Origin of the sequence: Nonomuraea sp. NPDC049269, from assembly GCF_043197155.1 — a bacterium.
In the GTDB taxonomy this organism is placed as follows: domain Bacteria; phylum Actinomycetota; class Actinomycetes; order Streptosporangiales; family Streptosporangiaceae; genus Nonomuraea.
In genome coordinates, this window is record NZ_JBICSO010000008.1 from 187,456 (window position 1) to 213,833 (window position 26,378).

Here is a 26,378-nt window from a genome sequence, read left to right on the forward strand (position 1 = left end):
GAATTCCCGGAGGCCGGCCCGGTTACTGTCGTACGGAGAGGACGATCTTCCCCGTCGTACGGCCGGACTCGCCCAGCTCGTGGGCCTTGGCCGCGTCCGCCAGCGGCAGCACGGCGGCCAGTTCGGCCCGCAGTTTCCCGGCCTTCGCCAGTGCGGCCAGCGCCTTCATCGCGGCGTGGTCGGGCTCGACGAGCATGGCCGCCGACCGGATGCCCCGCTCGGCCGCCTGCGCGTGCAGGCCCGCGTCCAGGAGCGAGAGAGTCAGCGAGACGATCGTGCCGCCCTCGCGCAGGGTACGCAGCGAGCGCGGGCCGTAGTCGCCGCCGATGGTATCGATCACCACGTCGACGTCGCGGACGACCTCGGCGAAGTCCTCGTCGCGGTAGTCGACCAGTTCGTCGGCGCCGAGGTCGCGGAGCAGGTCGTGCTTGGCGGCGCTGGCCGTGCCGATGACGTACGCGCCGCGTGCCTTGGCGATCTGGACGGCGAAGTGCCCCACACCGCCCGCCGCGGCGTGTACGAGCACCCGCTGGCCTTCCGTCAGCCGTGCCGTGTCCACCAGCGCCTGCCAGGCGGTCAGCGCGGCGAGGGGGATCGCGGCCGCCTGGGTGTGGTCGAGGTTCGCGGGCTTGGGGGCGAAATGTCGGGCGGGGGCGCTCACGTACTCGGCGTAGGCGCCGTTGCCGTACGGGTAGCGGAGCATGCCGAAGACCTCGTCGCCGGGCTGGTAAATGGTCGTGCCCAGGCCCACCTGCTCGACGACGCCGGAGACGTCCCAGCCGAGCACGAACGGCACCCCCAGATGACCGCCGCCGGCCCGGGTCTTCCAATCTGCGGGGTTGACCCCGGCCGCGTGCACCCGCACGAGTACTTCGGTCGGCCCCGGCGTGGGCCTGTCCAACTCGACTGTCTTCAGCACTTCTGGTCCGCCCAAGGTGTCCTGGCTTATCGCGCGCATCTTCATGCCACCAAGCCTGCTGCGCCTGGGTACCGGTCTGCGAGTGGCCCAGTGGCCAAGATGTGTAAAGATCGGGCCATGCATCGTGTGGTCGTACTGGCGCTGGCGAACGTGATCCCGTTCGAGCTGAGCGTGCCGTCCAGGATCTTCGGTACGGCACGGGGCCCGGGAGACGAGCCGCTCTACGAGGTGATCACCTGCACGCTCGACGGCGGCCCCGTCGCCACGGCCGCCGACTACGCGATCGCCGTCGAACACGACGCGAGCGCGCTGGCCACCGCCGACACCGTCGTCATCGCCGCCGCCGCCGGCTTCGCGGACATCACCGGCCCGGAGTCGCTGCCTCCCGGACTGCTCGACGCCCTCGCCCTGGTACGTCCGGGCACCCGGGTCGTGTCGATCTGCATCGCCACCTTCGTCCTGGCGGCCGCGGGTCTCCTCGACGGCCGCCCGGCCACCACCCACTGGCGGCATGCCGAGCGCTTCGCCCGCCTCTTCCCGGGGGTGCGGATGGACTCCGACGTGCTGTTCGTGGACGACGGCGACGTACTCACCTCGGCGGGCGCGTCAGCGGGCGTGGACCTCTGTCTGCATCTGGTACGGCGCGACCACGGCAGCGAGATAGCCAACCAGGTGGCCCGCCACTGCATCGTCCCCCCGTGGCGGGACGGCGGCCAAGCCCAGTACATCGAACGCCCGGTCCCCGAACCATCGGCCACCGGCACCGCCCCCACCAGAGCCTGGGCCCTCCAACACCTGTCCACCCCTCTCCAACTGGCCGACCTAGCCGAACACGCGGGCATGAGCCGACGCACCTTCACCCGGCACTTCCGCCACGAGGTAGGCCAGAGCCCCGGCCAATGGCTGACCCAGCAACGCATCGAACTGGCCAGACACCTCCTGGAAACCACGGACCTGCCGGTGGACCGGGTGGCGGAGTGGTCGGGCTTCGGCACGGCGGCCTCGATGAGACAACACCTGCACGCGTCGCTGGGAGTGTCCCCTCACACGTATCGCCGCACCTTCAGGGCTGTGGTCTGACGCGGCCAGGCGGTGCCGTAAAAAATAGAGGTGTTTTGAGCCGTACGGCGGGCGGTGCTGAGGAATCAGGGGCCAGGCCGTACGGCGGGCGGAGCCGTGAAACTACGGCGCAGAGAGATCATTCACCAGCCTGGCGGCGGCGATTTCGATGCGGCGCTGGATCTGCTCGTACGTGCGGCGGCCACGGAGCATCTCCAGGAGCTCCTGCACCCACACGCTGGACAGCGACCCCGCCAGGTCGAGCTGCACCTCGCTGGCCCGATCCCGCGTGAGACCGGCCGAGACCCGCAGCAGCAGTCCCGTCATCCGATCGCCGAACGGGGTCTCCACCTCGGCCATGATCAGCGACCGGATCAGCGCGTCGGCCAGCTCGGGCTCGCGCATGAGGCCACGGGTGGCCCGCATCAGCACGTCGACCGCGCGGCCGGCCGGGGTGGAGGCGCTCGGCGGACGGCGTTCGATGCTGCTCTCCAGCAGGTCGATCTCCTCGCCGACGACCGCCACGACCAGGTCCATCTTCGACGGGAAGTAGCGGTAGAGGGTGCCGAGCGCGACGCCCGCCCGCTCGGCGACCGTGCGCATCTGCATCGCCTCGACGCCGCCGCGCGAGGCGAGGGCGGCGGCGGCCTGGACGATGCGCTTGCGGCGCTGGTGCTGGCTACGCGTACGGACGCTGTGACCGCCGGATGTGGAATGGCTCTCCATGATCCCCTCGGTGTCGCTGGGGGGCGCGGCGGACGACGGCTGCGGGGTACGCATGAGAACACGTTATCTGATTTCTCGATAACTCGGCTTGTTACCCACGAGTCACAAAGAACCTGTATAGACGCATGTCTGAGCCGCTACAGGCATATATCCGGAGTTGTTGTGATGTGTCGCCTATGGACAGAGATTAGAATCTGTTCTAGTTTGCGGAACTGTTGACCGGGCGCTTGCTAGGAGGGTCGATGGCCGCGGACACGCTCGCCGCACTGTTGCTGGCCCGGGCCGGCGACGATCGTCCGGGGCTGGTCTTCGAGGATCGCGTCTGGTCGTGGCGCGCGCACGTGGCCGCCTGCCGCACCGCCGCCGCCTGGCTGAACGCCCGTGCCTTCGACGGACCGCCGCACGTGGGGGTGCTCTGCGACAACGTGCCGGAGATGGTGTTCCTGCTGGGCGGCGCCGCGCTCTCGGGGCGGGTGCTGGTGGCGCTGAACCCCACCCGCTCGGTGGAAGAGTTGACCCGCGACGCCCGCGCCACCGACGTCGGCCTGCTGCTGTGGGACGGCCCCTACGAGGCGATGGCGCACTCCGTGGCCGACGCCCTGGGAGTGGCATCGGCGCCCATCCCGGACTGGGGCTCGGCGCTCACGACGGGCCCGGACGTACGCGACCCGGATCCGGACCTGGACGTACGCGACCCGGATCCGGACCTGGACGCGCACGTGCCGGACGTACGCGATCCGGACACGCACGCGCCGGATCCCGGTGCGCTGGTCATGCTGATCTTCACCTCCGGCACGTCCGGCCGGCCGCGGGCGGTGCGGATCACGCATCGGAAGATCGCCGTCCCCGGCGTCTCGCTCGCCGCGATGCTCGCCCCCACTGACGCCGTCTACTGCGCGATGCCGCTCTTCCACTCCGGCGCCGTCATGGCGGCCTACGCGCCGGCCGTGGCGTCGGGGGCCGCGCTGGTGCTGCGGCGGAGGTTCTCCGCGTCGGGTCTGCTGCCGGACATCAGACGCTACGGCTGTACGTACCTCCACTACGTCGGCAAAGCGCTCTCCTATGTCCTGGCCACCCCCCGGCAGCCGGACGACGCGGACAACCCCCTGAGGCTCGCCTTCGGCAACGAGGGGAGCGCCACGGCGACCAGGCGGTTCGGGGAGCGGTTCGGCTGCCATGTGATCGACGCGTTCGGGTCGACGGAGACGGCCATCTCGCTCAGCCCGGATCCGACCGGCCCGCCCGGCTGTCTCGGCAGGCTGCCGCTGGGCATCGAGATCCGCAGCCCGCTGACCGGCCTGCCGTGCACGCCGGGCCGCGTCGAGGACGGGCGGCTGCTCAACCCCGACGAAGCGGTCGGCGAGTTGGTGAACACCGGCGGCCTCGGCCTGTTCGACGGCTACTACAACGACCCGGACGCCGACGCCGAGCGCATGCGGGAGGGCGCGTTCTGGTCGGGCGACCTGGCATACGCGGACGCCGACGGCTACGTGTTCTTCGCCGGGCGGGGCACCGAGCGGCTCCGCGTGGACGGCGAGAACCTGGCGGTGGCCCCGATCGAGGCGGTCCTGCGGGAGTTCGCGGGCGTGATCGAGGCGGCCGTCTACCCGGTGCCGGACGCGGCGGCCGGAGACCAGGTCATGGCGGCGCTCGTCATGGAGGCGCCGTTCGACCCCGCCGCGTTCGCCGGTTTCCTCGCCTCTCGCCGCGACCTGGGGGCCAAGTCGTTCCCCCGGTACGTACGCATCTCCGATGGTCTGCCCCAGACCTCCTCGCACAAGGTCGTCAAGCGGGTCCTGGTGAAGGAGGGCTGGTGGACGGCCGACCCGGTCTGGTGGCGTCCGACCGGCGCGGAGATCCGATTACTGAAGGGCGAGGACGTCGCGGCGATCGAGCGGGAGTTCGCCCGGCACGGCCGGCAACACCTTTTGGAGAAATAGTGGATTTCAACCTGGATGACACTCAACAGGACCTGCGCATCCTGGCCGCCGACCTCCTGGGCAAGGAGGCGACCTCGGAGCGGCTGGAGGCGCACGAGAAGAGCGGTCTGCCATACGACGAGCGGCTCTGGCAGGCGCTGTCCCAGGCGGAGCTGATGAGCGTGTGCGTGCCGGAGGACGCGGGTGGCGCCGGGCTCGGGCCCGTCGAACTGGCCGTGGTGCTCCGCGAGGTCGGCGCGCGGGCCGCACCGGTGCCCGCGCTGGCGACGCTGGTCAGCACGCTGGCGCTGGCTCGATACGGGCAGACAGTGGGCACGTCTCCGGAACCGGAGCAGCCGGCTGACAGCGTCGGCACGGTGGCACTCCGTGAACCAGGCAGGGCACTGGCGGACCCGCCCCTGACCACCGCCGAGCGGGACGGCGACGGCTGGGTGCTGACCGGGCGCAAGGTCGGGGTCCCGTACGGGAGCGAGGCCGCGTACGTGCTGGTCACCGCCGATGAAGGCGTGTTCGTGGCCACCGGCTCATGGACGGCGCAGCCGGAGTTCGCCTCCAACGGCGAGGCGCTGGCCACTGTCGTGTTCGACCGGACTCCGGCCGAGCGGCTGGCCGGTCCGGAGGCGGTCGCCGGTCTGCGGCAGCTCTTCACGGCGGCCGTCGCGGCCCAGGCCAGTGGCGTGCTGGCCGGCGCTCTCAAACTGACCACCGAGTACATCAAGAGCAGGAAGCAGTTCGGCCGGGCCCTGGCCGAGTTCCAGGCGGTCACCGTGCAGATCGCCGACGTCTACATCGCCACGCGCGCGCTCGACGTGGCCGTGTGGTCGGGCGCCTGGCTGCTCGCCAACGACCTGCCGGCCGAGGAGGACCTGGCCGTGGCCGCGTTCCACGTCAGCGAGGCGTTCACGGCGCTCTACACCTGCCAGCACCTGCACGGCGGCCTGGGCCTCGACGTGACGTACCCGCTGCACCGCTACTTCGCGCACGCCAAGCACCTGACGCACCTGCTCGGCGGCGCCGACGCCCAGCTCGACCTGATCGGAGCGCTCGTCTGATGCTGATCGACCTGACCCCCGACCAGCGCAGGCTCCGCGACGAGCTGCGCGAGTACTTCCAGAACTGCCTCACCCAGGAGGACCGCCGCAAGATCGCCGAGGACCCGTTCGGCACCGCCTACATGGAGCACTGCCGCAGGCTCGGCCGCGACCGCAAGCTCGGCCTCGGCTGGCCGAAGGAGTACGGCGGCGGCGGTTTCGGCCCGCTCGAACAGCAGATCTTCGCCAACGAGATCGCGCGAGCGGGCGTCCCGTATCCGCTCATCACGCTGCAGACGGTCGGGCCGACCCTGATGCAGTACGGCACGCCGGAGCAGAAGGAGAAGTTCCTGCCGAGCATCCTGGCAGGGGAGTGCCACTTCGCGATCGGCTACAGCGAGCCCGAGGCCGGCACGGACCTGGCCTCGCTCCGGACCACGGCGGTGCTCGACGGCGACCACTACGTCGTCAACGGCCAGAAGATCTTCACCAGCGGCGCCCACTACGCCCAGTACATCTGGCTGGCCACCCGCACCAACCCCGATGCCAAGAAGCACAAGGGCATCACGATGATGATCGCCTCGACCGACGACCCGGGCTTCTCCTGGACGCCGATCGTCACCATGGACGGCCGCCACCACACGAACTCCACCTACTACGCCGACGTCCGCGTCCCGGCGAACATGGTCGTGGGCGAGGTGGACAAGGGCTGGGACCTGATCGTCAACCAGCTCAACCACGAACGCGTCACGCTCGGCCCCGCCGGGAACCTCGGCCAGACCTACGACCGCTTCCTGGCCTGGGCGCGCCGTACCGGGCTGGTGGAGCAGCCGGACGTACGGCGGGCGCTGGGCAGGGTGCGGGCCTACTTCCGCACGAACGAGCTGCTCAACTGGCAGGTCGCGGCGAACATGGACCTCGGCTGGCTGGGCGCGCCCGACGCGTCGGCCACCAAGATCTACGCCTCGGAGCGGGTACAGGAGGTCGGCCGGCTCATCGCCGACATTCTGGCCCGCTACGCGGATCCGTCGGACCCGGAGACGGCTGAACTCCTGGAGCGCTTCGACCACGGGGTGAAGGGCGCGGTGGTGCTGACGTTCGGCGGCGGGGTGAACGAGGTGCAACGCGAGCTGATCGCGATGCTCGGACTGAGCCTCCCGAGGCCGCCCCGATGACGGACGCCAAGCCGATGGACGCCCGGACAAGCACCGCCCAGCCGACGGCTGACCCGACAACCACCGACCAGCCGATCGGCGCCCCGAGCGCGGACAGGGAGCTGCGCGAGCTGGCGGACAAGCAGGCCGCCCTCGGGGAGGTGCGCGGTGCCGCCGCCCCGGACCCGATCAACGTGCCCATGATCAGGCATTGGCTGGACGCCCTCGGCGACACGAACCCGGCCTACCTCGAAAAAGGCCTCGCCCCACCCGCGATGATCCAGGTCTGGACCATGCAGGGCCTCCGCCGGGAGGCCAAGGACCGCTCGCCGGTCGACGATATGATCACCGCCCTGAACGCCCACGGCTACACGGGCGTGGTGGCGACGAACTGCGAGCAGACCTATCACCGGTACGCCCGGCTGGGCGAGCGCCTGACCCCGTCAACCCGCTTCACCAGCCTCGTGGGCCCGAAGCGAACGGCACTCGGCGAGGGCTACTTCGCCACCTGGAACGTCACCTGGTACGGCGAAGCAGACGACCCAGTGGCCGAGATGCTGTTCCGAATCCTGAAATTTCGCCCACGCACCGCCGCGCAGCAGCAGCCGCCGCCTGCCGCCGCACCCTCCCCAGAGGCGAGCCGCAAGCCGTACCCGCTGCGTCCCGCCGTCAACGACGACACGGCCTTCTTCTGGGAAGGCGTTCAGCAGGGCGAGCTGCGCATCCAGCGCTGCGCCGACTGCGGCGAGCTACGCCACCCGCCAGGTCCGATATGCCCCGCCTGCCGCTCCACCAACCGCACCCACACCGTGGCGAGCGGCGAGGGCACCGTCTACAGCTATGTCGTGCACCACCATCCCCCGGTCCCGGGACGAGAGACGCCGTTTGTGGTGGCAGTGGTGGAGCTGCCAGAAGGGGTGAGGATTGTGGGGAACATCGTGGACTGCCCGCCCGACGCCGTGGGTATCGGCATGGCATTGCGTACGACATATCGTGCTTTGGACGACGAACTTGTTCTTCCTATGTGGGCGCCATGGGAGTCGTGATGCGGACGCTGACCGAAGACCAGGTCGAGATCGGTTCGGTGCTTCCCGAGCTGTCGATCGACCTCACGCCCACAGTGGTCGTCTCCACCGCCCTCGCCACCATGGACTACACCCCGGTCCACCACGACGTCGAGGGCGCCCGCGCGCAGGGCTCCAAGGACATCTTCCTCAACATCCTGACCACGATGGGGCTGGTGGAACGGTACGTCACGGACTGGGCGGGTCCCGAGGCGATCATCAGGCGCATCAAGGTCAAACTCGGCGTCCCGGCGTACGCGGGCGACCGGCTGAGCTTCAACGGCACGATCGTCTCGCGGGAGGCGGGGGAGTTCACGGTCGAGGTGCGGGGCAAGGTCAGCCTCGGCGACCACGCCACCGGCACGATCACCCTCACCCTCCCCTCGGCCCCCTGACCTCGCGGGCGGTCCTGCCAACGCAACGGCGGCACGAGACCTGATCACCTCAACGAAGGAGCGGTAAGTGCTCAAGTCCCAAGCCGCCATCGCGGGCATCGGCGCCACCGAGTTCAGCAAGCGGTCCGGGCGGTCGGAGCTGCGGCTGGCCGCCGAGGCCGTGTTCGCCGCGCTCGACGACGCCGGGGTGGCGCCAGGCGACGTGGACGGGATGGTGACCTTCACCCAGGACACCAACCAGGAGATCGCCGTCGCCCGCGAGATCGGCGCCGGTGAGCTCACCTACTTCTCGCGGGTCGAGTACGGCGGCGGCGCGGCGTGCGGCACGGTGGCGCAGGCCGCCATGGCCGTCGCGACCGGAGCGGCGAGCACCGTCGTCTGCTACCGGGCGTTCAACGAGCGGTCCGGCCGCAGGTTCGGGCAGCCCGACGCGCGCCTGGGCGGGCAGCCGACCTCGCAGGGGCTGGAGATGAGCTGGCACGTGCCGTTCGGGCTGATGACGCCCGCAGGGTGGGTGGCGATGTTCGCCCAGCGGTACATGCACACCTACGGCGCCACATCAGAGGACTTCGGCCGGGTGGCCGTCGCCATGCGCAGGCACGCCGCCACGAACCCCGCCGCCTGGTTCCACGGCCGGCCCATCACGCTGGCGGAGCACCAGGCGTCCAAGTGGATCGTGGAGCCGCTGCACCTGCTCGACTGCTGCCAGGAGAGCGACGGGGCCGTGGCCCTGGTGGTCACGACCACCGAACGGGCCCGGGACCTGCGCCGCTCCCCGGCCGTGATCACGGCCGCCGCGCAGGGCACGGGCGTGGGGCAGATGATGATGACCAGCTACTACCGCGATGACATGAGCGGCCTGCCCGAGATGGGAGTCGTCGGGCGACGCTTATGGGAAATGTCCGGCCTGAGCCCGCAGGACATCCAGACAGCCATCCTGTACGACCACTTCACCCCGTTCGTCCTGGCCCAACTGGAGGAGCTCGGATTCTGCGGCCGGGGAGAGGCCCCCGGCTATCTCCAGGACGGCGGCATCGAGCTCGGCGGCCGCCTGCCCGTCAACCCGAACGGCGGCCAACTCGGCGAGGCCTACATCCACGGCATGAACGGCATCGCCGAAGCCGTACGCCAGGTCAGAGGCACCTCCGCCAATCAGGTGGGCGGCGTACGCAACGTCCTGGTGACGGCCGGCACCGGCGTCCCGACCAGCGGCCTGATCCTCTCGGCCGACTGACCCGACTGACCGGGCGCCCCGAAGGTCACGGGCCGATGATGAGCGGCACCGCGAAGAACACGATCATCGCGATGATGACGCAGACCAGGAACCCGACCAGCTCCCAGGCCCAGTCGTAGTGCTTGTCCCGGCCGGGCCGTACCCGGGCTTCCGGTACGGCCGGTATGTCCGGGACATCGTCGGGCAGGTCGTCCACGATGGGCAGGTCGTCCACGGTGGGCGGGAACATCAGCGGGGCCGGCATCCGATAGACGGGCTCCTTGGCGGCGGACCTCGGGACGAAGAGAGCGCCCGGCTCCCTGGCCGGGCCCTTGTGCACGAGGATGTCGCCGATGGCGGGCAGCTCCTGGGTCACCGCGTCGTCGTCCAGCACGTCCCCCGGAATGGACGCCGAGAGCGGGAACGGCGGCCTCGTTACGGGCTCGCCGACCGGCTTACCGGAGACTGGCTCAGCGGGCTGCGGCAGACGGAACGGCCCGTCGTGCACCGGCTTCGCGCCAGAGGACCCGCCTCCGGGCGGCCACGCACCAAAAAGCGGATCCAGGGACGGCTTCGCGCCCGAGGGCGTGTCTTCGGGCGGCCACGCACCGAAGAGCGGGTCCTTGGACAGCCTCGCGCCTGCGGGCGCATCTTTGGCCGGTCGCGCGCCGAAGAGCAGGTCCTGGGGCCGCTTGGCGCTGGCGGACGCGTCCTGTGCCCCTTTCGCGTCAGTAGACGCATCCTGGGATGGCTTCGCGCTGGAGGGCAGGTCTTTGGGCGGGCGCGCGCCGAAAAGGGCCTCCCAGGCTGACCGTGCGCTCGCCGGCCGGGGCGTGAAGAACCGCTGCCTCGCGGGAGCCTGGTCCGCGCCGAGCGGCGCCTGATCGGGACCGGGCGGAACGCGGCCAGGCCCCTCCAGCCGCCACCCGAGCCCGGAAAGCGCCTGGCCAGGCCCGGAAAGCGCCTCGTCAGGCCCGAACCGGAGTTTCGGCATCGGTGCAGTGGGCGCCTCGTGTTCCGGCACCCGGGACGGAGACGGCGGCGTCAGCAGCTCCGTCGGGAAGATCCCCGTGCTGGTCGCCGGATCCGCCTCGCTCAACGGTAGCGGCCACGTCGGCGGCCCCGGCCAGAGCGGCTTGACGAACATCGGCGCCGCCGTACGACCGCGCCTGCCCTGGGACGCGAAGCGCGAGTGGAGATGCTCGGGCGGCGGCGGCCACGGCAGCCGCCCCAGCACGTCGCGCAGCGGCGCGACGCCGAGCGCCCCGTAGACGTCGGCCACCGGCTTGGACACGCGGGGACCGACGTAGGCCAGCGCGGTGTCGAGCGCCTGCCGGTAGCGGAGCGCGGCGCTGGTGGCCAGCTCCTCCGCCGTGTCGGGCGCCACGTCGAGCACCCAGGCCAGCTCGTGGAGATCCAGCCCGCACACCTCGCCCAGCACGAGCACCTCGCGCTGGTGCGGGCGTAACTCCCGCAGCGCCCGCTCCACCAGCGCGGACGCCGGGTCGATCAGCGGGTCGACCACCGAAGGCGCGTAGACGACGTCGCGGCGGTGGATCTCGCGCCGGGCGAACGCGAACAGCGCGGCGCGCGGCGGCGGCGTCGCCGGGACGCTGGAGAGGACGGACACCAGGGCGTCGGCTGCGGAACCGTGGTCCCCGAGCTGGTCAGCGCAGTACGCGAACAGCCCGGCGGCGTAACGGTCGTAGAGCTCCGCGATCAGTTCCGCCTGGGAGGGGTGATCGGTGAGCGAGTGTGTCACGGGGCCGGATCCTCTTGCTGAAATGCGGACGCTTGAGGGTGGGGGGTGCGGCGTCGATGTCTTTGGTGGTAATCATGCCAACTTACCCAGGTAAAGCGCACTACCAGCACCGTATTTCGCATGAAACTTGCAGCTACCTGAAGCGTTTCAGATGGGACTGAGGGGACAGAGCGGTCAGGATCGCCGTAGTCTTGTCGCTCTGAGAGATCATGCGGCGGCTGTAGCAGGGGGGAGCTGCGGTCCCCGCCACGAACGCGAGAGGTCGCGCGTGATCACATTTGACGACGTCACCAAACGCTACCCGGACGGCACGGTCGCCGTTGATCACCTGAGCCTTGAGGCGCCGACGGGTGAAATCACCGTGTTCGTCGGCCCCTCGGGGTGCGGGAAGACGACGTCCCTGCGAATGATCAACCGGATGATCGATGCCTCAGAAGGGCAGATCCTCCTTGACGGCGTGCCCGTGCAGGGCATCGATCCGCCGACGTTGCGGCGTGGGATCGGGTACGTCATCCAGCAGGCGGGGCTCTTCCCGCACCGGAAGATCGTTGACAATATCGCCACCGTCCCCTATTTGCTCGGCTGGGACCGCAAGAAGGCCCGGGATCGGGCCATGGAGCTGCTGGAACGCGTGGGGCTCGACCCGGTCATGGGCGAGCGTTACCCGTTCCAGCTGTCCGGCGGTCAGCAGCAGCGTGTCGGCGTGGCCAGGGCGCTCGCGGCGGATCCGCCGGTGCTGCTCATGGACGAGCCGTTCAGCGCGGTCGACCCGATCGTGCGCACCAGCCTCCAGGACGAACTGCTCAGGCTGCAGTCGGAGCTGAACAAGACCATCGTCTTCGTCACCCACGACATCGACGAGGCCATCAAGCTCGGCGACCGGGTCGCCGTCCTGCGTGTGGGCGGCAAGCTGGCGCAGCTCGCCGATCCCAAGACGCTGCTCTCGGAGCCCGCCGACGACTTCGTCCGCGAGTTCCTCGGTCATGACCGGGGCATCAGGCGCCTGCAGTTCATCTCGACGCAGGGCCTGCGCCTGCGCTCCGACCTGACCGTGCCCGAGGGGTTCGAGGGCCCGACGGACGAGCCGTGGCTGCTGGTCGTCACCGCTGATGACCGGCCGGTCGGCTGGATCTCGCGCGAGCGGCCCGGCGAGCTGGAGTCGTACGGGATGTTCGTGCTCGGCCGTGACTCGATGCGCTCGACGCTCGACGCGGCGCTGCTGTCGCCGTCGGGCTGCGCGGTGGCCGTGGACGAGGACGGCAAGGTCGTCGGCGTGGCCACCAGAGAGGCGCTCGACGAGGCTCTGGCGGAGGCGGCCGATGGCTGACGGCCCCCCTTCCGTATGGGAGTGGATCGCGCGCAACTGGGACACCGGACGGGTCGACAGCATCAAGAACCTGCTCGGCGACCACCTGGTCATGTCCCTGGTGCCGATCGTCGTCGCGCTGGTCCTGGCGCTGCCGCTGGGGCTGGCCTGCGTACGGTGGCGCTGGCTCTTCCAGCCGACGTCCGGCGTGATGAACATCTTCTACGCGCTCCCCTCGCTGCCGGTCTTCATGCTGCTCATCCAGATCACCGGCCTGTCGAAGACGACCGTGATCGTGCCGCTGACCCTCTACGCCTGCGCCGTGCTCATCCCGTCCGTGGTGGACGGGCTCGGCGCGGTGCCCGAGCACGTGCGGCAGTCGGCCGTCGCGATGGGGTTCACGCCGCTGCGCCGCCTGGTGCAGGTCGAGCTGCCGATCGCCACGCCCGTCGTGCTCGCCGGGCTCCGGGTGGTCGCCGTCTCCAGCATCAGCCTCGTGAGTGTCGGCGCGCTGATCGGGCAGGGCGGTCTGGGGATGCTGTTCACCAGGGCCTACCAGAACCCGTTCGTGCCGCCCGCGCTCGTCGGCATCGTGCTGATCGTGCTGCTGGCCCTGGTCGCCGACGGCCTCCTGGTGCTCGCGCAGCGGCTGCTGACCCCCTGGGTCAGGGCTAGGAGGTCCGCGTGAACTGGCTGCTGGAGTTCTTCGGCAAGGCCGAGAACTGGTCGGGACCGGCGGGCATCCCCACGCGGCTGCTCGAACACCTGGAATTCTCGCTCATGGCGCTGGCCCTGGCCGTGCTGATCGCGATCCCGCTCGGCCTGCTGATCGGGCACACCGGCAAGGGCGGCCTCGGCGTGGTCGTCACGGCCAACCTGGCCAGGGCGCTGCCTACGCTGGGGCTGCTGGTGCTGTTCGTGCTGCTGCTCGGCACCGCGTCGATCCTGCCGGTGATCATCCCGCTGGTCCTGCTGGCCATACCGCCGATCCTGGTCAACACCTTCGAGGGCATCAGAGGCGTGGACCCGGAGCTCCGTGACGCCGCCTACGGGATGGGGCTGCGCGGCGGGCAGGTGCTCGGGCGGGTGCTGGTGCCCGTGGCGCTGCCGCTGATCCTGCTGGGACTCCGGCTGTCGGCCATCCAGGTGGTGGCCACCACGACGATCGCGGCCTACACCGGGCTGGGCGGGCTCGGCCGATTCGTGATCGACGGATTCGCCACGCAGGATTACGCGAGCGTGGTCGGGGGTTCAGTACTGATTGTGTTGTTCGCGCTTGTCGTGCAGGTGCTGTTCACCGTCGTTCGGCGGGTGACGGTCTCCCCAGGGGTGAGTCAGCGGGTCAAGGTCCGCTAATCTCTCTAATACCTGCCGCTTAGGAAGGAAATAAGAATGAAACGCATGTTCAGCACTGCGGCGGTGCTGCTGTCGGCGACGCTCGCGTTGGCCGCGTGTGGGGGCGGCGGCAGTGGAGGCAATCCGCTCAACACCACGAGCGCGGCGCCCAGCGGCTCGGCGTCCGCCAGTGGCGGGGGCAAGGTGATCATCGGTTCCGCCAACTTCGACGAGAACACGCTGCTCGCCTCCATTTACGCCCAGGCATTGGAGGCCAAGGGCGTACAGGTCGAGGAGAAGCCCGGCATCGGCACCCGTGAGGTCATCTACGACCAGGTCAAGAGCGGCGGGCTGACCATAGTGCCCGAGTACAACGGCAACCTGCTGGCCTTCGTCGACAAGGCGACCAAGGCGAAGACCACCGAGGAGGTCAACGCGGAGCTCAAGACGAAGCTGCCGCCCGAGCTGGAGGTCCTCGACTCCTCGCCCGCCGAGGACAAGGACACCCTGACGATCACCAAGGACGAGCAGACCAAGGGGTCGCTCAACTCCATGGAAGACCTGGCCAAGGTCTCCAAGACCTGGGTCATCGGCGCTCCGCCCGAGTTCAAGCAGCGCTGGGAGAAGGAGCTGAAGTCGGTCTACGGGATCGAGTTCAAGGACTGGAAGGCCACCGGCGCCACCACGGCCGACGCCATCAAGGACGGCACGGTCCAGGTCGGCAACGTGTTCAGCACGGACCCGAAGATCGCCGCCAACAACCTCGTCTCGCTCCAGGACACGAAGAACCTCTTCGCCGCCCAGAACGTGACGCCGCTGGTCAACAAGGCGGCCATGAACGACACGATCACCACCACGCTCAACGCCATCTCGGGCAAGCTCTCGACGCAGTCGCTGCTCGACATGATGCAGAAGATCGCCGTCAACAAGGACGAGCCCGCCACGGTGGCCAAGGAATGGCTGACCTCCAACGGCCTCGGCTGACCCGCCCGGCGAGGGTCCCCGGACTCCGGGGGCTCTCGCCGTGAGCGAGTTCACCGAGGCGATGGCGCAGCTCGCGGCGGGCGTGGCGGTGGTCACCGTGCGCGACGACCGCGACGACCTGGGCGCCACGGTATCGGCGCTGATGTCCGTCTCACTGGAGCCGCCGCTGGTGCTGGTGAGCCTGCGCGGCGACGGCTACCTCTGCGAGGTGCTGCTGCGCCAGGACCGCTGGGCGGCCTCGCTCCTGTCGGCCGGGCAGGCCGCGATCGCCAGCCGATTCGCCGCCGCCGGCCGGCCCAGCGCCCGCCACCTGGTGGCGGGCATCGCGCACCACCGCGGCGCCCACTCGGACGCGATCGTCGTCGAGAACGGTGTCGCGGCCCTGGAGGCGGAGACCACCCAGGTGGTCCCCGCCGGGGATCACACGCTGTTCATCGCGCGCGTGCTCGCGGTGCCGTACGTCACGTCCTCTGTCCAGCCGCTGGTACGACTCCGCGGCCGCTACCGCCCGATGGGCTCCTGACCGGCAGGATCACTGAATCCTGTACCACGCGGGGAGGGACAGCGGCCCGGCGGCCGGGAAGCCCAGCTCGGCGGAGAGCCGGGCGAACGGCCCCCAGGCTTCCAGGCGGACCCGGGTCAGCGCGGCGGCCTTGTCCTCGCTCGACTCCGGTCCGCGCAGCCGCTCCAGCGGGTTGAGCCGCGGATAGACGCGCACGGGTGCCTCCGCGCCCAGGCCCGCGCGCTTCCTGGCCATGCCGAGCGCGTCTTCGAGGCCGCCCAGCTCGTCCACCAGGCCGCAGGACCGCGCGTCGGAACCGGTCCAGACCCGGCCGCGGGCCAGCTCGTGGGCGCGGTCGCGGGTCAGGCCGCGACCCTCGGCGACCTTGCCCACGAAGTCATCGTAGATACGGTCGAGCCAGGCGTTGACCCGCTCCCACTGCTCGGGGGACCAGGCGCGCGTCGCGGAGAACATGCCGGCGTTGGTGCCCTCGGCCACCAGCTCGGAGTTGACGCCGACCTTCTCCAGCAGCTCGCGCATCACCGGCTTGCCGGCGAACACCCCGATGGAGCCGGTCAGCGTGCCGGGCTGGGCGACGATCACGTCGGCGGCCATCGAGACGAAGTAGCCGCCGGACGCGGCCACGTCGCCCATCGACACGATCACCGGCTTGACCTTTCGCGCCAGCACGACCTCGCGCCAGACCGTGTCAGAGGCGACGTACGAGCCGCCGGGGCTGTCCACCCGGAACACGATCGCCTTGACGTGCTCGTCGCGCCGGGCGGCCCGCAGCGCGGCGCTCACCGTGTCGGAGCCCATCGCGCCGCCGCCGCCGAGCGGACTGCGCCCGCTGCGACCGGACCTGATCTGCCCGTGGCCGTGGACGAGCGCGATGCCGTCGGCCGTCGGGTGCGGCAGCTTGCGCACGGCCGCGGCCCTGGCGTACCGGGAGACGTACTGCAGGTGCGGGTCGCCGCCCGCGGCCTGCCTGACCTCGTCGTACACCTCGTCGCGGTAGGCCAGGCCGTCGACCAGCCCGGCCTCCAGCGCCTCGGCGCCGATGAAGGGCCCGCGGTCGACGAGCTCACGCACCTTGGCCGGGTCGAGCCGGCGGCCCTCGGCGATGCCCGCGGTGACCTGCTCGATGACCGACTCGACGATGCGGGTCATCGACTCGCGGTGCGGCTCGGTCATGTGGTCCTGGGTGAACATGTTGGCCGCGGTCTTGTACTCGTGCCGCTGGCCGCCCTCGTAGCCGATGCCCAGCTTGGCCAGGCTGCCCTTGACGAAGCGCTGCTCCAACGCCACGCTCGTCAAGCCCACGTCGCCGCTCGGCTGCAGGTAGATCCGCTCGAACGCGGTGGCCAGGTAGTAGGGCACGGTGGCGTTGCCGAACTCCCCGAACGTCTCGGCGAACGCGACGGTCAGCTTGCCCGAGGCGCGGAAGTGGGCCACCGCCTGGCGCAGCTCCTGCACCATCGCCAGACCGAGCGGATTGCCGCCGATCTTCACGACCAGCGCCTTGACCCTGGAGTCCTGCCTGGCCCGCTTGAGCCCCGACAGCACATCGGACAGTCGCGTCTTGCGCATGGACAGCACGGCGGAGAGCGGGTCCGCCGGCGGTCCTTCAGTGAGCCCTTCGGTGAGATCGAGCTCCAGCACCAGCGGGGCGGTGCGCCGCTGGCGATACCTGTCAACCGTGTCCAAGATCGCCTTGCCTGCGTCCATAAAAGCCACCCTAAGCGGCAGGAGTCGGTCATGGGTTACCCAACTCCTGCCGATGGCCGGACGTGGTCAGCGCCCGTGACGCGGCGCGGCCTCAGACGCCGGGCCGGGCCGGCCCGATGGCCTTGGCGAGGTTGATCCGCTCGGTGTTCACCTGGGAGAAGGAGGCACTGTACGGAATGTCCATGCCGGTGCTCTGCAGCCGCCGCGCGATCTCCTCGACGCTCATGGTGGGAAAGGCCTGCCTCATCACCGCGAACCCGCCGGTCACGTGCGGCGCGGCCATCGAGGTGCCGCTCAGCTCGGCCCAGGTGTCGTCGGGCACCGATGAGTTGATCTTGACTCCGGGCGCGAACACGTCCAGCAGCGTGCCGCGGTTGGAGAACCAGGCGATCTGGTCGGTGTCGTCCGTGGCGCCCACCGTGATGGCGCTGGAGACGCAGGCCGGAGAGGCGACGCCGTCGTGGCCGGAGTTGCCCGCCGCCACCACGGGCGCGACACCGAGCGCCCGCAGGGCGTCGAACTGCGCCTTGTGCGCGCCGGCCCGCGGATCGTCGTCGCACGGGTGGGTGAAGATGCCGCCGCCGAAGCTCAGGTTGACCGCGGCGATGTGCAGTCTCTTCGCCGCCTTCTCGACGTACTCCAGTCCGAGCTTCTGGTCCGAGGTGTAGCTCAGGAAGCACGGAGCCGAACGGGCTCCCGCCGCCGAGCAGGCCGCGGCGCTGTTGATGCGGGTGAAGACCTGGATCGGCAGGATGGCCGCACCCGGCGCCACGCCGTTGGACGGAGCGCCCCGCACCATCGCGCCCGCCGCGATGCCCGCCACGTGCGAGCCGTGGCGGCACTGGTTGAGCCCGTCCGTGATGCACAGCGGGGTCTCGGCGTTCGCCGCGCCGCGGCCCGTCTGGCTGGGCTGCCCGTTCGGGCAGAGCGAGACGGCCTCGGCGCTCGGGTTCGCGGAGGAGAAGCAGGCCTCGTCCGCGATCCGGCCGGCGAAGAACGGATGGTCCTCGTCGATGCCGGTGTCGAGGACGGCGACCGTGGTGCCCTTGCCGGTCCAGCCCGCCGCGTTGGCCTGGTCGGAGCCGATCACCTTGGTGCTCTCGTCCAGGAACGCCGAGCTCAGCTCGTCCTTGTAGACGGATTTGACGCGGGGATCGTTCCTGAGCCTGTCCAGGCACACGCCGTCGAGTTCGGCCACGAAGAAGTTCGGCGACTTCGCCGTCTCGATGATCCGCGCCGTTTCGGAGGCCGCGATGATGTCCCGGGCGACGGCCTCGGCGTCCTGGCCGGGATGCAGCTCGACGATCGAGCGGACGCGCAGCGTCGTCTTCATCTCCTCGACGAGCGCCGGGCTGATGAGCGGGCCACCGGCGCCGAGGCTGTCCGCGTGGCCCGCCTGGGCCGCGACGAGCGCGGCCGAGATCGTGGCGAGCGCGAGCATGCCGGTCAGCAGCGGTCGTAGCTTCACTGGTTCCTCCGTGGTGGGGTGAGCTATATTGCCTGCTCAGTCCCCACGCACGTGAACCGTGATGTCGTTGTTTCCCAAGTGACGCATGTAAGCCAGTGAAACCTTTGCGCTACTTCGGCAGGACGGTCTTGGCCGCCTTCTTCAGCGCGGTGGTCGTGGACTTCGCGGAAAGCCGCACCTTCTCGGCGGACTTCAAGGTCGCGGTCCCGTTCGTTCCGTTGGCCCAGTTCAGCCAGCCCGTCAGCAGGGCGGCGTCCAGCTTCTCCCTGTTCGTCTTTTTGGCCTTCAGCACCCGGTACGCGGTGCCCAGGGATGACGCCTTGGTCAGCTCGGGGAAGACCGTGCTGGCCTTCTGCACCAGCTTCAGATAGCAGGTGAGCGTGGCGTCGGAGAGCTTGCCGCTGCTCCGGTGCACCTCCACGGCCCACTTCTTGGCCGTCAGGCGGGTGCCGGTCGTGCCGCGCGTACAGACCGTGGCGGGAGCCGTGGGGGTGACGGTCACCGTCACGGTCACGGTGAGGGTCGGCACCGGGACCGGTGTCGTCGTGCTCGTCGCCGACGGCTCGGGCGACGGCGAGGGGCCGCTGCTGTCCGACGGGTCGGGCTCGGGGTCGGGGTCGGACGGGTCGGGGTCCTCGGGGGCCGGCGCCGGAGTCTGCGTGATGGGCGGCTGCGGGGTGCTGCCGGTCAGCGCGGCGAGCACGTCCAGGCGCGGCGTGGTGACCTGGGTCTCGCCGACCTGATAGACGTACGGGCGGCCGGCCGACTTGAGCTTGGTGATCAGGTCGGGCATCGAGGTCTGCGGGGACTGCGCCTTCAGCAGCGCCAGCGCGCCCGCCACGTGCGGAGTCGCCATCGAGGTGCCGCTGTAGACGGCCGTCTGGTCGTCGGGCACCGACGACTCGATGTCCACGCCCGGCGCGAACAGGTCCACCCCGGCTCCCCGGTTGGAGAAGTCGGCGATCGCGTCACTGTCGTCGTTCGCGCCCACGGCCACCGCGGAGCTGATGCAGGCGGGGAAGGAGGTGCCCTCGAAGTACTCGTTGCCGGCCGCGACCACGGTCGCGATGCCCTTGGCCAGCAGGGCGTCGATCTTCGGCTTGAAGATCGCGCCCTCCTCGCTGTCGTCGCACGAGGTCTCGGACAGCCCGCCGCCCAGGCTCAGGTTCACCGCGGCGATCGGCTGCGTCGAAGCGGCCACGTAGTCCAGGGCCAGCCGCAGCGACGACTCGTACGCCAGCAGGCACGACGCCTCGCCGCAGACCGACTCGTCGTCGACCCGGCTGAACACCTGCACCGCGACGATCCCCGCGCCGGGCGCGACGCCGCTGTCGCCCGCCGCGATGCCCGCGACGTGGGTGCCGTGCTCGCACAGGTTCACGCCGTTCGCCAGGCACTTGGCCGTCATGGCGTTGGCCGCGCCCTTGCCGGTCTGCGAGGTCTGGCCGTTCGGGCAGAGCGACTGCACGCCCGTGTCCACCGCGGAGAAGCACGCCTCGTCCACGATCCGGTTGCCGAAGTTCGGGTGGTCCTCGTCGATGCCGGTGTCGAGCACGGCCACCGCCTGACCGGTGCCGGTGAAGCCCTGGGCGTGCGCCTGGTCGGCGCCGATCTGGACGAGGTTGTTGGCCGCCGTCGGGGGATAGGCGCGATCGCGGTGGATCGAGGTGATGCGCGAGTCCTCGGCGAGCGCGGCGAGCTCCTCGGCGGTGCCCTGGACCACGATGAACGGCTGGCTCTCCGGCCGAAGGACGACGTCCACGCTGTCGGCCGCCGCCTGGCTGGCGACGGGTGCGTTCTGCCCCGGGTCGGCCAGCTCGACGATGGCGCGCACGGTGCCGCCATCGAGAGCCAGACCGTCTTCGAGCTTCTCCTGGGACGCGCTCGGCGAGGGGGTCGCCGTAGGCGTCGGGTCGTCGGCGAAGGCCGGAGCAGCGGGCACCAAGGCCAGCAGGATCGCGCACACTACTAAGGGGCGAAGTCGCACGATCTTGGAGTTTAGGCGGATTTATCCGGCGCGCACAGGGGTGGCGCGCCTTTCTCAGCGAACTGGCATCAACTTCCCAGCCCGTCGTGACGCAGCCACACGGCGCCCAGCGGCGGCACCCGCAGCGTGGCGGAGTACGGCAGGCCATGCCAGGGCTCCTCGACGGCCTGGACCGAGCCCATGTTGCCGACCCCGCTGCCCCAGTATTCGTAGGCGTCGGTGTTGACGGTCTCCGCCCACTGCCCGCCGTACGGCAGGCCGAGCTGGTAGGTCTCGTACGGCCCGCCGCTGAAGTTGGCCACGCACGCCACCGCGGACCCATCGGTCGCATAGCGGACGAACGAGAACGTGTTACCCCGCGCGTCGTCGGCGTCGATCCAGCGGAAGCCCTCGGGGGACGCGTCCTGCTCCCACAGGGCCGGGTTCTCGCGGTAGAGCCGGTTCAGGTCGCGGACCAGCCGCTGTACGCCCGCGTGCCCGTCGAACTCCAGCACCCACCAGTCGAGCCCGCGCTCCTCCGACCACTCCGAGCCCTGGCCGAACTCGCCGCCCATGAACAGCAGCTGCTTGCCCGGATGCGCCCACATGAACGCGAGCAGGGCCCTGAGCTGGGCGAACCGCTGCCATTCGTCGCCCGGCATCTTGCCCAGCAGCGAGCCCTTGCCGTGCACGACCTCGTCGTGGGAGAGCGGCAGCACGAAGTTCTCGGAGTAGGCGTACATGAGCGAAAAAGTCATCTGATGGTGGTGGTACTGGCGAAATATCGGCTCATGTCGTAGATAGCTGAGCGTGTCGTGCATCCAGCCCATGTTCCACTTGAAGCCGAATCCGAGGCCGCCCAGGTGCACGGGCCGCGACACACCCGGCCACGCCGTCGACTCCTCGGCCACGGTCGTGATGCCCGGAGCCTCCCGGTAGCAGACGGAGTTCATCTCCTTGAGGAACTCCACCGCGTCGAGGTTCTCCCTGCCGCCGTAGACGTTCGGCGTCCACTCGCCCTCGCGCCGCGAGTAGTCGAGATAGAGCATCGAGGCGACCGCGTCGACCCGCAGCCCGTCGATGTGGAACTCCTTCATCCAGTAGAGCGCGTTGGCGACCAGGAAGTTACGCACCTCGCGGCGGCCGAAGTCGAAGACGTAGGTCCCCCAATCGGGGTGCTCGCCGCGGGCCGGGTCGGCGTGCTCGTACAGCGGGGTGCCGTCGAAGCGGGCCAGCGCCCAGTCGTCCATCGGGAAGTGCGCGGGCACCCAGTCGAGCAGCACCCCGATCCCGGCCTGGTGCATCCGGTCCACCAGGTGGCGGAACTCGTCGGGCGACCCGAACCTCGCCGTCGGCGCGTAGTAGGAGGTCACCTGGTAGCCCCACGACCCGCCGAACGGGTGCTCGGCCACCGGCAGCAGCTCCACATGCGTGAAGCCCATGTCGTGGACGTAGTCGACGAGCTGGTCGGCCAGCTCCACGTAGGACAGGCCGGGCCGCCACGACCCCAGGTGCACCTCATAGACACTCGCGGGGCCCCGCTGCGCGTCCTTCTCGGCGCGCTCGGTCATCCATGCGGCGTCGTCCCAGGTGTAGGCCGACTTCTCGACCACGGAGGCGGTCTGCGGCGGCACCTCGGTCCGCCGGGCCATCGGGTCGGCCTTGTCCCGCCACACGCCGTCGGCGCCGAGGATGTGGAACTTGTACCGCTCACCGGGCCCGATATCGGGAATGAACAGCTCCCACACCCCGGAACGCCCCAACGAGCGCATCGGGTAGGCGGTGCCGTCCCAGTGGTTGAAGTCGCCGACGACCCTGACGCCGCGCGCGTTCGGCGCCCAGACGGCGAACGCGGTGCCGTCGACGTCCTCGTGCCGCATCACGCGCGAGCCGAGCACCTCCCACAGCCGCTCGTGCCGCCCCTCGCCGATCAGGTGCAGGTCCACCTCCCCCAGCGTGGGCCAGTGACGGTAGGGATCACGCGCCTGGTACGGCTCGGCGCCTGCGTACTGGACGCTGAAGGCGTAGGGGGGCACCTTGTCGAGCCCCTTGACCGTGACCTCGAACACCCCATGGGCCTGGTGTTTCAGATCGTGGGCCGTTCCGTCGTCCATCACCACGCGCACCCGCTCAGCGAGCGGGCGCAGCGTGCGGAACGTGACACCCCCCTCGACGGGATGCGCTCCCAGCACGGAATGCGGATCGTGGTGCGCTCCGCCCGCGAGTCGGTCGAGCTCTGTCCTCATCGGCATGCTCCCACCTTGCCCTACGTCAACCCTCCAACCCAGGCCACTGCCCGCAATCACGGAGACAATCACCGAAAGTGCGGAATCTTGGGTTTATCGAGAGAAGCCGCCAGGGCGAAATGCCGCTTTGCGCTGGGTAGCGGATGGTCTGCGCCGACCACGCCTGCGTGCCCGGCGACGGCGACGAACAGGGCGAGCGCGAGTTGGAGAAACACCATCACTCCTGTGTGTACGGGAACGCCCACGAAGAGTAATGGTGAATCATTACCTTGACTGCCAAACCCGGATATTTGCAGGTCAGGAATGGTCTGTCGTGGCGGCCCGCGACCGTCGCAGATCGAGCGCCACCCGGACCGCGGCCGCGATCCGATCGACGTCGCCGCGTTCCGCATCGGGCAGCGGCGCGCCCACCGACGCCCTGAGCGCGCCGGCCGTGTCCAGCAGCCGGGCCGCCTCCTCGTGCCGACCGCCGAGCGCCTGGGCTCCCGCCAGTCCTTCCATTGCGAGCGCGATCGCGCGTGGATCGCCCACCCGCCGCGCAACCGCCAGCCCCTCCCGCTGCCACTCCAGCGCGGCCGCCGCGTCCCCGCGCAGCTCGGCGACGAACCCCAGCTCGGCCAGGATCAACGCCGCCCCCGGCTCACCCGCCACCTGACGCACCCAGCGCAACCAGCGGCGCAGCAGCCCTTCCGCCTCGTCGAGCCGTCCCTGCCGCCGCGCCACCAAGGCCAGCCCGACCTCGGCGAACTCCTCCAACGGCACATCCGACCTGGCGACGGCCAGCCGCCTGGCCCGCTCGTGCAGCTCCCGAGCCCCGTCGAGGTCACCGGTCAGCAGCGCCACCCGGCCCAGCCTGGACAGGGCACCCGACACCTCGCTCCACAGCCCGAGCTCCTCGGCGATGCGCAGCCCGTCGCGTCGCAGCTCCGCGGCCTGCTCGTAGTCGCCGGTGATCTCGGCCAGCGTGCCGAGGTTCTCGGCGGCCCGCATCACGCCCCACCGGTCGCCCACCTCGCGGAACAGCTCCAGCCCCCGCTCTCCGTCCCGCCTCAGCGCCGCCAGATCACCGCGCAGCAGCGCCCGCCTGGCCCGCAGACTCAGCGCCGCCGCCGTGCCCCACCGGTCGTCCGCGGCGAGGAAGGACTCCATGGCGCTGTCCAGGTAGGCGTCGGTGGCCGCCGGGTCGTCGTAGCCGTACAGCGTGAAGGCCAGGAACCACTGCGCCCTGGCCCGGCGCGCCGGATCCGCGATGTCGGCCAGTCGTTCCAGGTCGGGAGCCCGCCCCTGCCCCGCCAGCATCCGCAGCCCGGCCAGCCAGATACGGGCCTGCGCGTCGTCGGCGACGGCCAGCACCGCCTCAAGTGCCCGCTGCCCCTCACCGAGCCTGCCACGCAGCACCCAGTACCAGGCCAGCGCATTCACCAGCCGGACGGCGTCTTGCGGGGCGGTGAGGCGGAGTGAGGTCTCGATCGCGGTGCGCAGGTTGGCGGCGTCGGCGTCGAGGAGCGCGAGCCACCGCGGTTGCTCGGGTCCGCGTAGGCCGGGCTCGGCGCGTTCCGCCAGGTCGGCGTAGTGGCGGGCGTGCCGCAGCCGGACCGCCACCGTCTCGTCCGCCTCGGACAGCCGTTCCAGGCAGTACGCGGCGACCGACTCCAGCAGCCGGTACCTGCCGCCCGGCACCCGTACCACCAGCGACCTGTCCACCAACCTGGCCAGCAGGTCGAGCACGTCCAGGCCGGGTTCGGCGCAGACCGCCTCGGCGGCTTCGAGCGTGCACCCGTCGGCGTGCACGGCCAGCCGCCGCAGCACCAGCCGCTCGCCCTCGGTCAGCAGCTCCCAGCTCCAGTCGATCATCGCCCGAAGCGTCCGCTGCCTCGCGGGCGCGCCCCGATGCCCCGTGGCCAGCACCCGGAACCGGTCGTCGAGCCGGGCGGCGAGCTGGCGCGGGGTGAGCGCGCGCAGCCGGGTGGCGGCCAGCTCCAGCGCGAGCGGGATCCCGTCGAGCCGCGCGCAGATCTCCGCCACGCCGTCGTCACCCGCCTCGATGCCCGCCCGCGCCGCGAGGAGCTCCGCGGCGGCCTCCGGCCCGAGCGGCGGCACACTCCACAGCACCTCACCGGGGACACGCAGCGACTCCTGGCTGGTCGCCAGCACGCGCAGCTCGGGCGCGGCCCGCAACAGCCGCTCGGCCAGCTCGGCGACCTGTTCGACCAAGTGCTCGCAGTTGTCGAGGACGAGCAGCGTCGCGCGGGTACGCAGCGCGGCGGCGAGCCGGTCGACCGCCGACCCGGGCAGATCGTCCCTGACGCCCAACACCGACGCCACCGCCTCAGCCACCACACCCGGCTCAGCGGGCGGTGTGATCGCCGCCAGCTCGACCAGCCACACCCCTCCGGGAAACGACCGACCGGGCTCGGCCGCGGCCTCCAGGGCAAGCCGGGTCTTACCCACCCCACCCGGCCCGGTCAACGTAACGAGCCGCCCGCCCCGCAGCAGCGCCCGCACCTCGGCCACCTCCACGCCCCGCCCGATCAGCCCGGTAAGCGACGCGGGCAGATTCGTCCCCGGCGGCCCGCCAACCGGTCCGGCCACCCCGGCACGCGGCAGGCCCACAGCCGGTCCAGTCGCCTCGGAGTGCGGCAGCCCCGCGTCCGGCGCGGCCGGGCCCGCAAGTGGCGCGGGTCGTTCGCCATGCGGGAGGTCCCCGGCCGGTCCGGGCGGCTCGGAGTGCGGCAGATCCGTGTCCGGCGCGGCCGGGCCGAGGGGTGGTGGACCGGAGGGCGGGGGAGCGGGGCGGGGTGGGGCGAGGGTGGGGTCCTGGCGGAGGATTGCCGTGTGCAGGGCCGTCAGTTCGGGCGCGGGGTCGATGCCCAGCTCGTCCGCCAGCAGTTCGCGCAGCTGTCCGTACCCCGCCAGGGCCTCGCTCTGCCGCCCGGCCCGGTACAGCGCCCGCAGATGCGCGGCCCGCAGCCGTTCGCGTAGCGGGTGCGCGGCCACCAGGCCGGCCAGCTCGGCCGCCAGGGCCCCGTGGTCGCCCAGGTCCAGCCGGGTCTCGGCCAGCTCCTCCAGAGCCACCAGGCGCTGCTCCTCCAGCCGGGCCGCGGCCGCCTGGGCGAAGTCGCCGAACTCGGCGTACGGAGTCCCCCGCCACAGGCCCAGCGCCTCGGTCAGCAGCGCCTTCCGTACCAGCGGATCGTCGCTCCGCCCGGCGCGGGCGAGAAGGGACTGGAACAGGTCCGCGTCCACCGCCTCCGGGGACACCGCGAGCAGGTACCCCGGCGGCCGGAAGACCACCAGCGAACGGTCGCCGAGCGCCCGGCGCAGCTGGGAGACCTTGACCCGGAGCGCGGCGAGCGCGTCGCCGGGCGGCCGGTCGCCCCACAGGTCGTCGATGAGCCGGTCGGTGGAGACCGGCCGGCCGCGGTGCGCCAGCAGGTCGGCGAGCAGCGCGCGGACCTTGGCTTCGGGCACCTGGACCGGCTGCCCGTCCGGCGTCCACACCGAGAGGGGGCCCAGCACCCCGAATCTCATCAACCCCCCGTAATCCAGTCCGAATCCGACCATAACCCCCGGCCAGCAG

The 26,378-nt window shown here is 70.7% G+C and carries 21 protein-coding genes; 12 read left to right on the plus strand and 9 right to left on the minus strand.

The window, feature by feature from the left end; all coding sequences use genetic code 11:
* Nucleotides 1-22: 22 nt before the first annotated feature.
* Nucleotides 23-958 carry an NADP-dependent oxidoreductase gene (locus ACGFNP_RS40275; RefSeq protein WP_393328710.1) on the minus strand — a complete coding sequence of 312 codons (936 nt, stop codon included), beginning with the start codon at nucleotides 956-958 and terminating at the stop codon, nucleotides 23-25.
* A 78-nt stretch (nucleotides 959-1,036) separates the two neighbouring features.
* On the opposite strand from ACGFNP_RS40275, the gene ACGFNP_RS40280 reads away from it, so the two are divergent.
* Nucleotides 1,037-1,999 carry a GlxA family transcriptional regulator gene (locus ACGFNP_RS40280; RefSeq protein ID WP_393327879.1) on the plus strand — a complete coding sequence of 321 codons (963 nt, stop codon included), beginning with the start codon at nucleotides 1,037-1,039 and terminating at the stop codon, nucleotides 1,997-1,999.
* Between the two features lie 102 nt (nucleotides 2,000-2,101).
* Here ACGFNP_RS40280 and ACGFNP_RS40285 read toward each other — a convergent pair whose 3' ends face one another.
* Nucleotides 2,102-2,704, minus strand: a complete 603-nt coding sequence (locus ACGFNP_RS40285; RefSeq protein WP_358032310.1) for a TetR family transcriptional regulator — start codon at nucleotides 2,702-2,704, stop codon at nucleotides 2,102-2,104.
* Between the two features lie 242 nt (nucleotides 2,705-2,946).
* Between ACGFNP_RS40285 and ACGFNP_RS40290 the strand changes: the two genes are divergently transcribed.
* The 6 genes from ACGFNP_RS40290 (at nucleotide 2,947) to ACGFNP_RS40315 (ending at nucleotide 9,522) form a co-directional block, all read left to right on the plus strand.
* Nucleotides 2,947-4,644 (plus strand): AMP-binding protein, encoded by a 1,698-nt coding sequence (locus ACGFNP_RS40290; RefSeq protein WP_393327882.1) that lies wholly within the window; start codon nucleotides 2,947-2,949, stop codon nucleotides 4,642-4,644.
* Complete coding sequence (locus ACGFNP_RS40295) at nucleotides 4,644-5,696, plus strand: acyl-CoA dehydrogenase family protein (RefSeq protein WP_393327885.1); 1,053 nt, start codon at nucleotides 4,644-4,646, stop codon at nucleotides 5,694-5,696. The genes ACGFNP_RS40290 and ACGFNP_RS40295 overlap by 1 nt, the downstream gene beginning before the upstream one ends.
* The gene (locus ACGFNP_RS40300) at nucleotides 5,696-6,850 is read left to right on the plus strand and encodes an acyl-CoA dehydrogenase family protein (RefSeq protein WP_358337108.1); all 1,155 of its coding nucleotides are present in this window, start codon (nucleotides 5,696-5,698) and stop codon (nucleotides 6,848-6,850) included. Before ACGFNP_RS40295 ends, ACGFNP_RS40300 begins: the two co-directional genes overlap by 1 nt.
* Nucleotides 6,847-7,875 carry a bifunctional MaoC family dehydratase N-terminal/OB-fold nucleic acid binding domain-containing protein gene (locus ACGFNP_RS40305; RefSeq protein ID WP_393327888.1) on the plus strand — a complete coding sequence of 343 codons (1,029 nt, stop codon included), beginning with the start codon at nucleotides 6,847-6,849 and terminating at the stop codon, nucleotides 7,873-7,875. The genes ACGFNP_RS40300 and ACGFNP_RS40305 overlap by 4 nt, the downstream gene beginning before the upstream one ends.
* Complete coding sequence (locus tag ACGFNP_RS40310) at nucleotides 7,875-8,288, plus strand: MaoC family dehydratase (RefSeq protein ID WP_358337114.1); 414 nt, start codon at nucleotides 7,875-7,877, stop codon at nucleotides 8,286-8,288. Before ACGFNP_RS40305 ends, ACGFNP_RS40310 begins: the two co-directional genes overlap by 1 nt.
* Nucleotides 8,289-8,355: 67 nt before the next feature.
* Nucleotides 8,356-9,522, plus strand: coding sequence for a lipid-transfer protein (locus ACGFNP_RS40315; RefSeq protein ID WP_393327891.1), 1,167 nt, complete (start codon nucleotides 8,356-8,358; stop codon nucleotides 9,520-9,522).
* A 25-nt stretch (nucleotides 9,523-9,547) separates the two neighbouring features.
* Here ACGFNP_RS40315 and ACGFNP_RS40320 read toward each other — a convergent pair whose 3' ends face one another.
* Nucleotides 9,548-11,263, minus strand: coding sequence for a hypothetical protein (locus tag ACGFNP_RS40320; RefSeq protein WP_393327894.1), 1,716 nt, complete (start codon nucleotides 11,261-11,263; stop codon nucleotides 9,548-9,550).
* A gap of 268 nt (nucleotides 11,264-11,531) precedes the next feature.
* On the opposite strand from ACGFNP_RS40320, the gene ACGFNP_RS40325 reads away from it, so the two are divergent.
* The 5 genes from ACGFNP_RS40325 to ACGFNP_RS40345 are packed head-to-tail and all read left to right on the plus strand — an operon-like array spanning nucleotide 11,532 to nucleotide 15,411.
* On the plus strand, nucleotides 11,532-12,590 hold the full coding sequence (locus ACGFNP_RS40325) for an ATP-binding cassette domain-containing protein (protein WP_358337122.1): 1,059 nt from the start codon (nucleotides 11,532-11,534) through the stop codon (nucleotides 12,588-12,590).
* A complete protein-coding gene (locus tag ACGFNP_RS40330) occupies nucleotides 12,583-13,257 on the plus strand; it encodes an ABC transporter permease (RefSeq protein WP_358337125.1) in 675 nt (224 codons plus the stop codon). The genes ACGFNP_RS40325 and ACGFNP_RS40330 overlap by 8 nt, the downstream gene beginning before the upstream one ends.
* Nucleotides 13,254-13,925, plus strand: a complete 672-nt coding sequence (locus ACGFNP_RS40335) for an ABC transporter permease subunit (protein ID WP_358337128.1) — start codon at nucleotides 13,254-13,256, stop codon at nucleotides 13,923-13,925. The genes ACGFNP_RS40330 and ACGFNP_RS40335 overlap by 4 nt, the downstream gene beginning before the upstream one ends.
* Before the next feature lie 36 nt (nucleotides 13,926-13,961).
* Entirely contained in the window at nucleotides 13,962-14,888 is a 927-nt protein-coding gene (locus tag ACGFNP_RS40340) for an ABC transporter substrate-binding protein (RefSeq protein ID WP_358337131.1), read from the plus strand.
* Between the two features lie 40 nt (nucleotides 14,889-14,928).
* Nucleotides 14,929-15,411 carry a flavin reductase family protein gene (locus ACGFNP_RS40345; protein WP_358337134.1) on the plus strand — a complete coding sequence of 161 codons (483 nt, stop codon included), beginning with the start codon at nucleotides 14,929-14,931 and terminating at the stop codon, nucleotides 15,409-15,411.
* Nucleotides 15,412-15,420: 9 nt separating this feature from the next.
* Here the strand turns inward: ACGFNP_RS40345 and sppA are convergent, their stop codons facing one another.
* The 6 genes from sppA to ACGFNP_RS40375 form a co-directional block, all read right to left on the minus strand.
* Entirely contained in the window at nucleotides 15,421-17,118 is a 1,698-nt protein-coding gene (gene sppA / locus ACGFNP_RS40350) for a signal peptide peptidase SppA (protein ID WP_393327898.1), read from the minus strand.
* A 91-nt stretch (nucleotides 17,119-17,209) separates the two neighbouring features.
* Nucleotides 17,210-18,586: a S8 family serine peptidase gene (locus ACGFNP_RS40355; RefSeq protein ID WP_393327901.1), complete on the minus strand. Its 1,377-nt coding sequence runs from the start codon at nucleotides 18,584-18,586 to the stop codon at nucleotides 17,210-17,212.
* A 109-nt stretch (nucleotides 18,587-18,695) separates the two neighbouring features.
* Nucleotides 18,696-20,573: a S8 family serine peptidase gene (locus ACGFNP_RS40360; protein ID WP_393327904.1), complete on the minus strand. Its 1,878-nt coding sequence runs from the start codon at nucleotides 20,571-20,573 to the stop codon at nucleotides 18,696-18,698.
* A 68-nt stretch (nucleotides 20,574-20,641) separates the two neighbouring features.
* Nucleotides 20,642-22,798 carry a 1,4-alpha-glucan branching protein GlgB gene (gene glgB / locus ACGFNP_RS40365; protein ID WP_358337198.1) on the minus strand — a complete coding sequence of 719 codons (2,157 nt, stop codon included), beginning with the start codon at nucleotides 22,796-22,798 and terminating at the stop codon, nucleotides 20,642-20,644.
* 68 nt (nucleotides 22,799-22,866) lie between these two features.
* A complete protein-coding gene (locus ACGFNP_RS40370; RefSeq protein ID WP_358337144.1) occupies nucleotides 22,867-23,016 on the minus strand; it encodes a hypothetical protein in 150 nt (49 codons plus the stop codon).
* Between the two features lie 79 nt (nucleotides 23,017-23,095).
* Complete coding sequence (locus ACGFNP_RS40375) at nucleotides 23,096-26,329, minus strand: BTAD domain-containing putative transcriptional regulator (protein WP_393327907.1); 3,234 nt, start codon at nucleotides 26,327-26,329, stop codon at nucleotides 23,096-23,098.
* Nucleotides 26,330-26,378: the final 49 nt, after the last annotated feature.

What these genes read in the sequence shown, in the direction of transcription:
- ACGFNP_RS40275 (WP_393328710.1), bottom strand. Translation starts at nt 958, where the DNA reads ATGCGCGCGATAAGCCAGGACACCTTGGGCGGACCAGAAGTGCTGAAG.
- ACGFNP_RS40280 (WP_393327879.1), top strand. Translation starts at nt 1,037, where the DNA reads ATGCATCGTGTGGTCGTACTGGCGCTGGCGAACGTGATCCCGTTCGAG.
- ACGFNP_RS40285 (WP_358032310.1), bottom strand. Translation starts at nt 2,704, where the DNA reads ATGGAGAGCCATTCCACATCCGGCGGTCACAGCGTCCGTACGCGTAGC.
- ACGFNP_RS40290 (WP_393327882.1), top strand. Translation starts at nt 2,947, where the DNA reads ATGGCCGCGGACACGCTCGCCGCACTGTTGCTGGCCCGGGCCGGCGAC.
- ACGFNP_RS40300 (WP_358337108.1), top strand. Translation starts at nt 5,696, where the DNA reads ATGCTGATCGACCTGACCCCCGACCAGCGCAGGCTCCGCGACGAGCTG.
- ACGFNP_RS40305 (WP_393327888.1), top strand. Translation starts at nt 6,847, where the DNA reads ATGACGGACGCCAAGCCGATGGACGCCCGGACAAGCACCGCCCAGCCG.
- ACGFNP_RS40310 (WP_358337114.1), top strand. Translation starts at nt 7,875, where the DNA reads ATGCGGACGCTGACCGAAGACCAGGTCGAGATCGGTTCGGTGCTTCCC.
- ACGFNP_RS40330 (WP_358337125.1), top strand. Translation starts at nt 12,583, where the DNA reads ATGGCTGACGGCCCCCCTTCCGTATGGGAGTGGATCGCGCGCAACTGG.
- ACGFNP_RS40340 (WP_358337131.1), top strand. Translation starts at nt 13,962, where the DNA reads ATGAAACGCATGTTCAGCACTGCGGCGGTGCTGCTGTCGGCGACGCTC.
- sppA (WP_393327898.1), bottom strand. Translation starts at nt 17,118, where the DNA reads ATGGACGCAGGCAAGGCGATCTTGGACACGGTTGACAGGTATCGCCAG.
- glgB (WP_358337198.1), bottom strand. Translation starts at nt 22,798, where the DNA reads ATGAGGACAGAGCTCGACCGACTCGCGGGCGGAGCGCACCACGATCCG.
- ACGFNP_RS40370 (WP_358337144.1), bottom strand. Translation starts at nt 23,016, where the DNA reads ATGGTGTTTCTCCAACTCGCGCTCGCCCTGTTCGTCGCCGTCGCCGGG.
- ACGFNP_RS40375 (WP_393327907.1), bottom strand. Translation starts at nt 26,329, where the DNA reads ATGAGATTCGGGGTGCTGGGCCCCCTCTCGGTGTGGACGCCGGACGGG.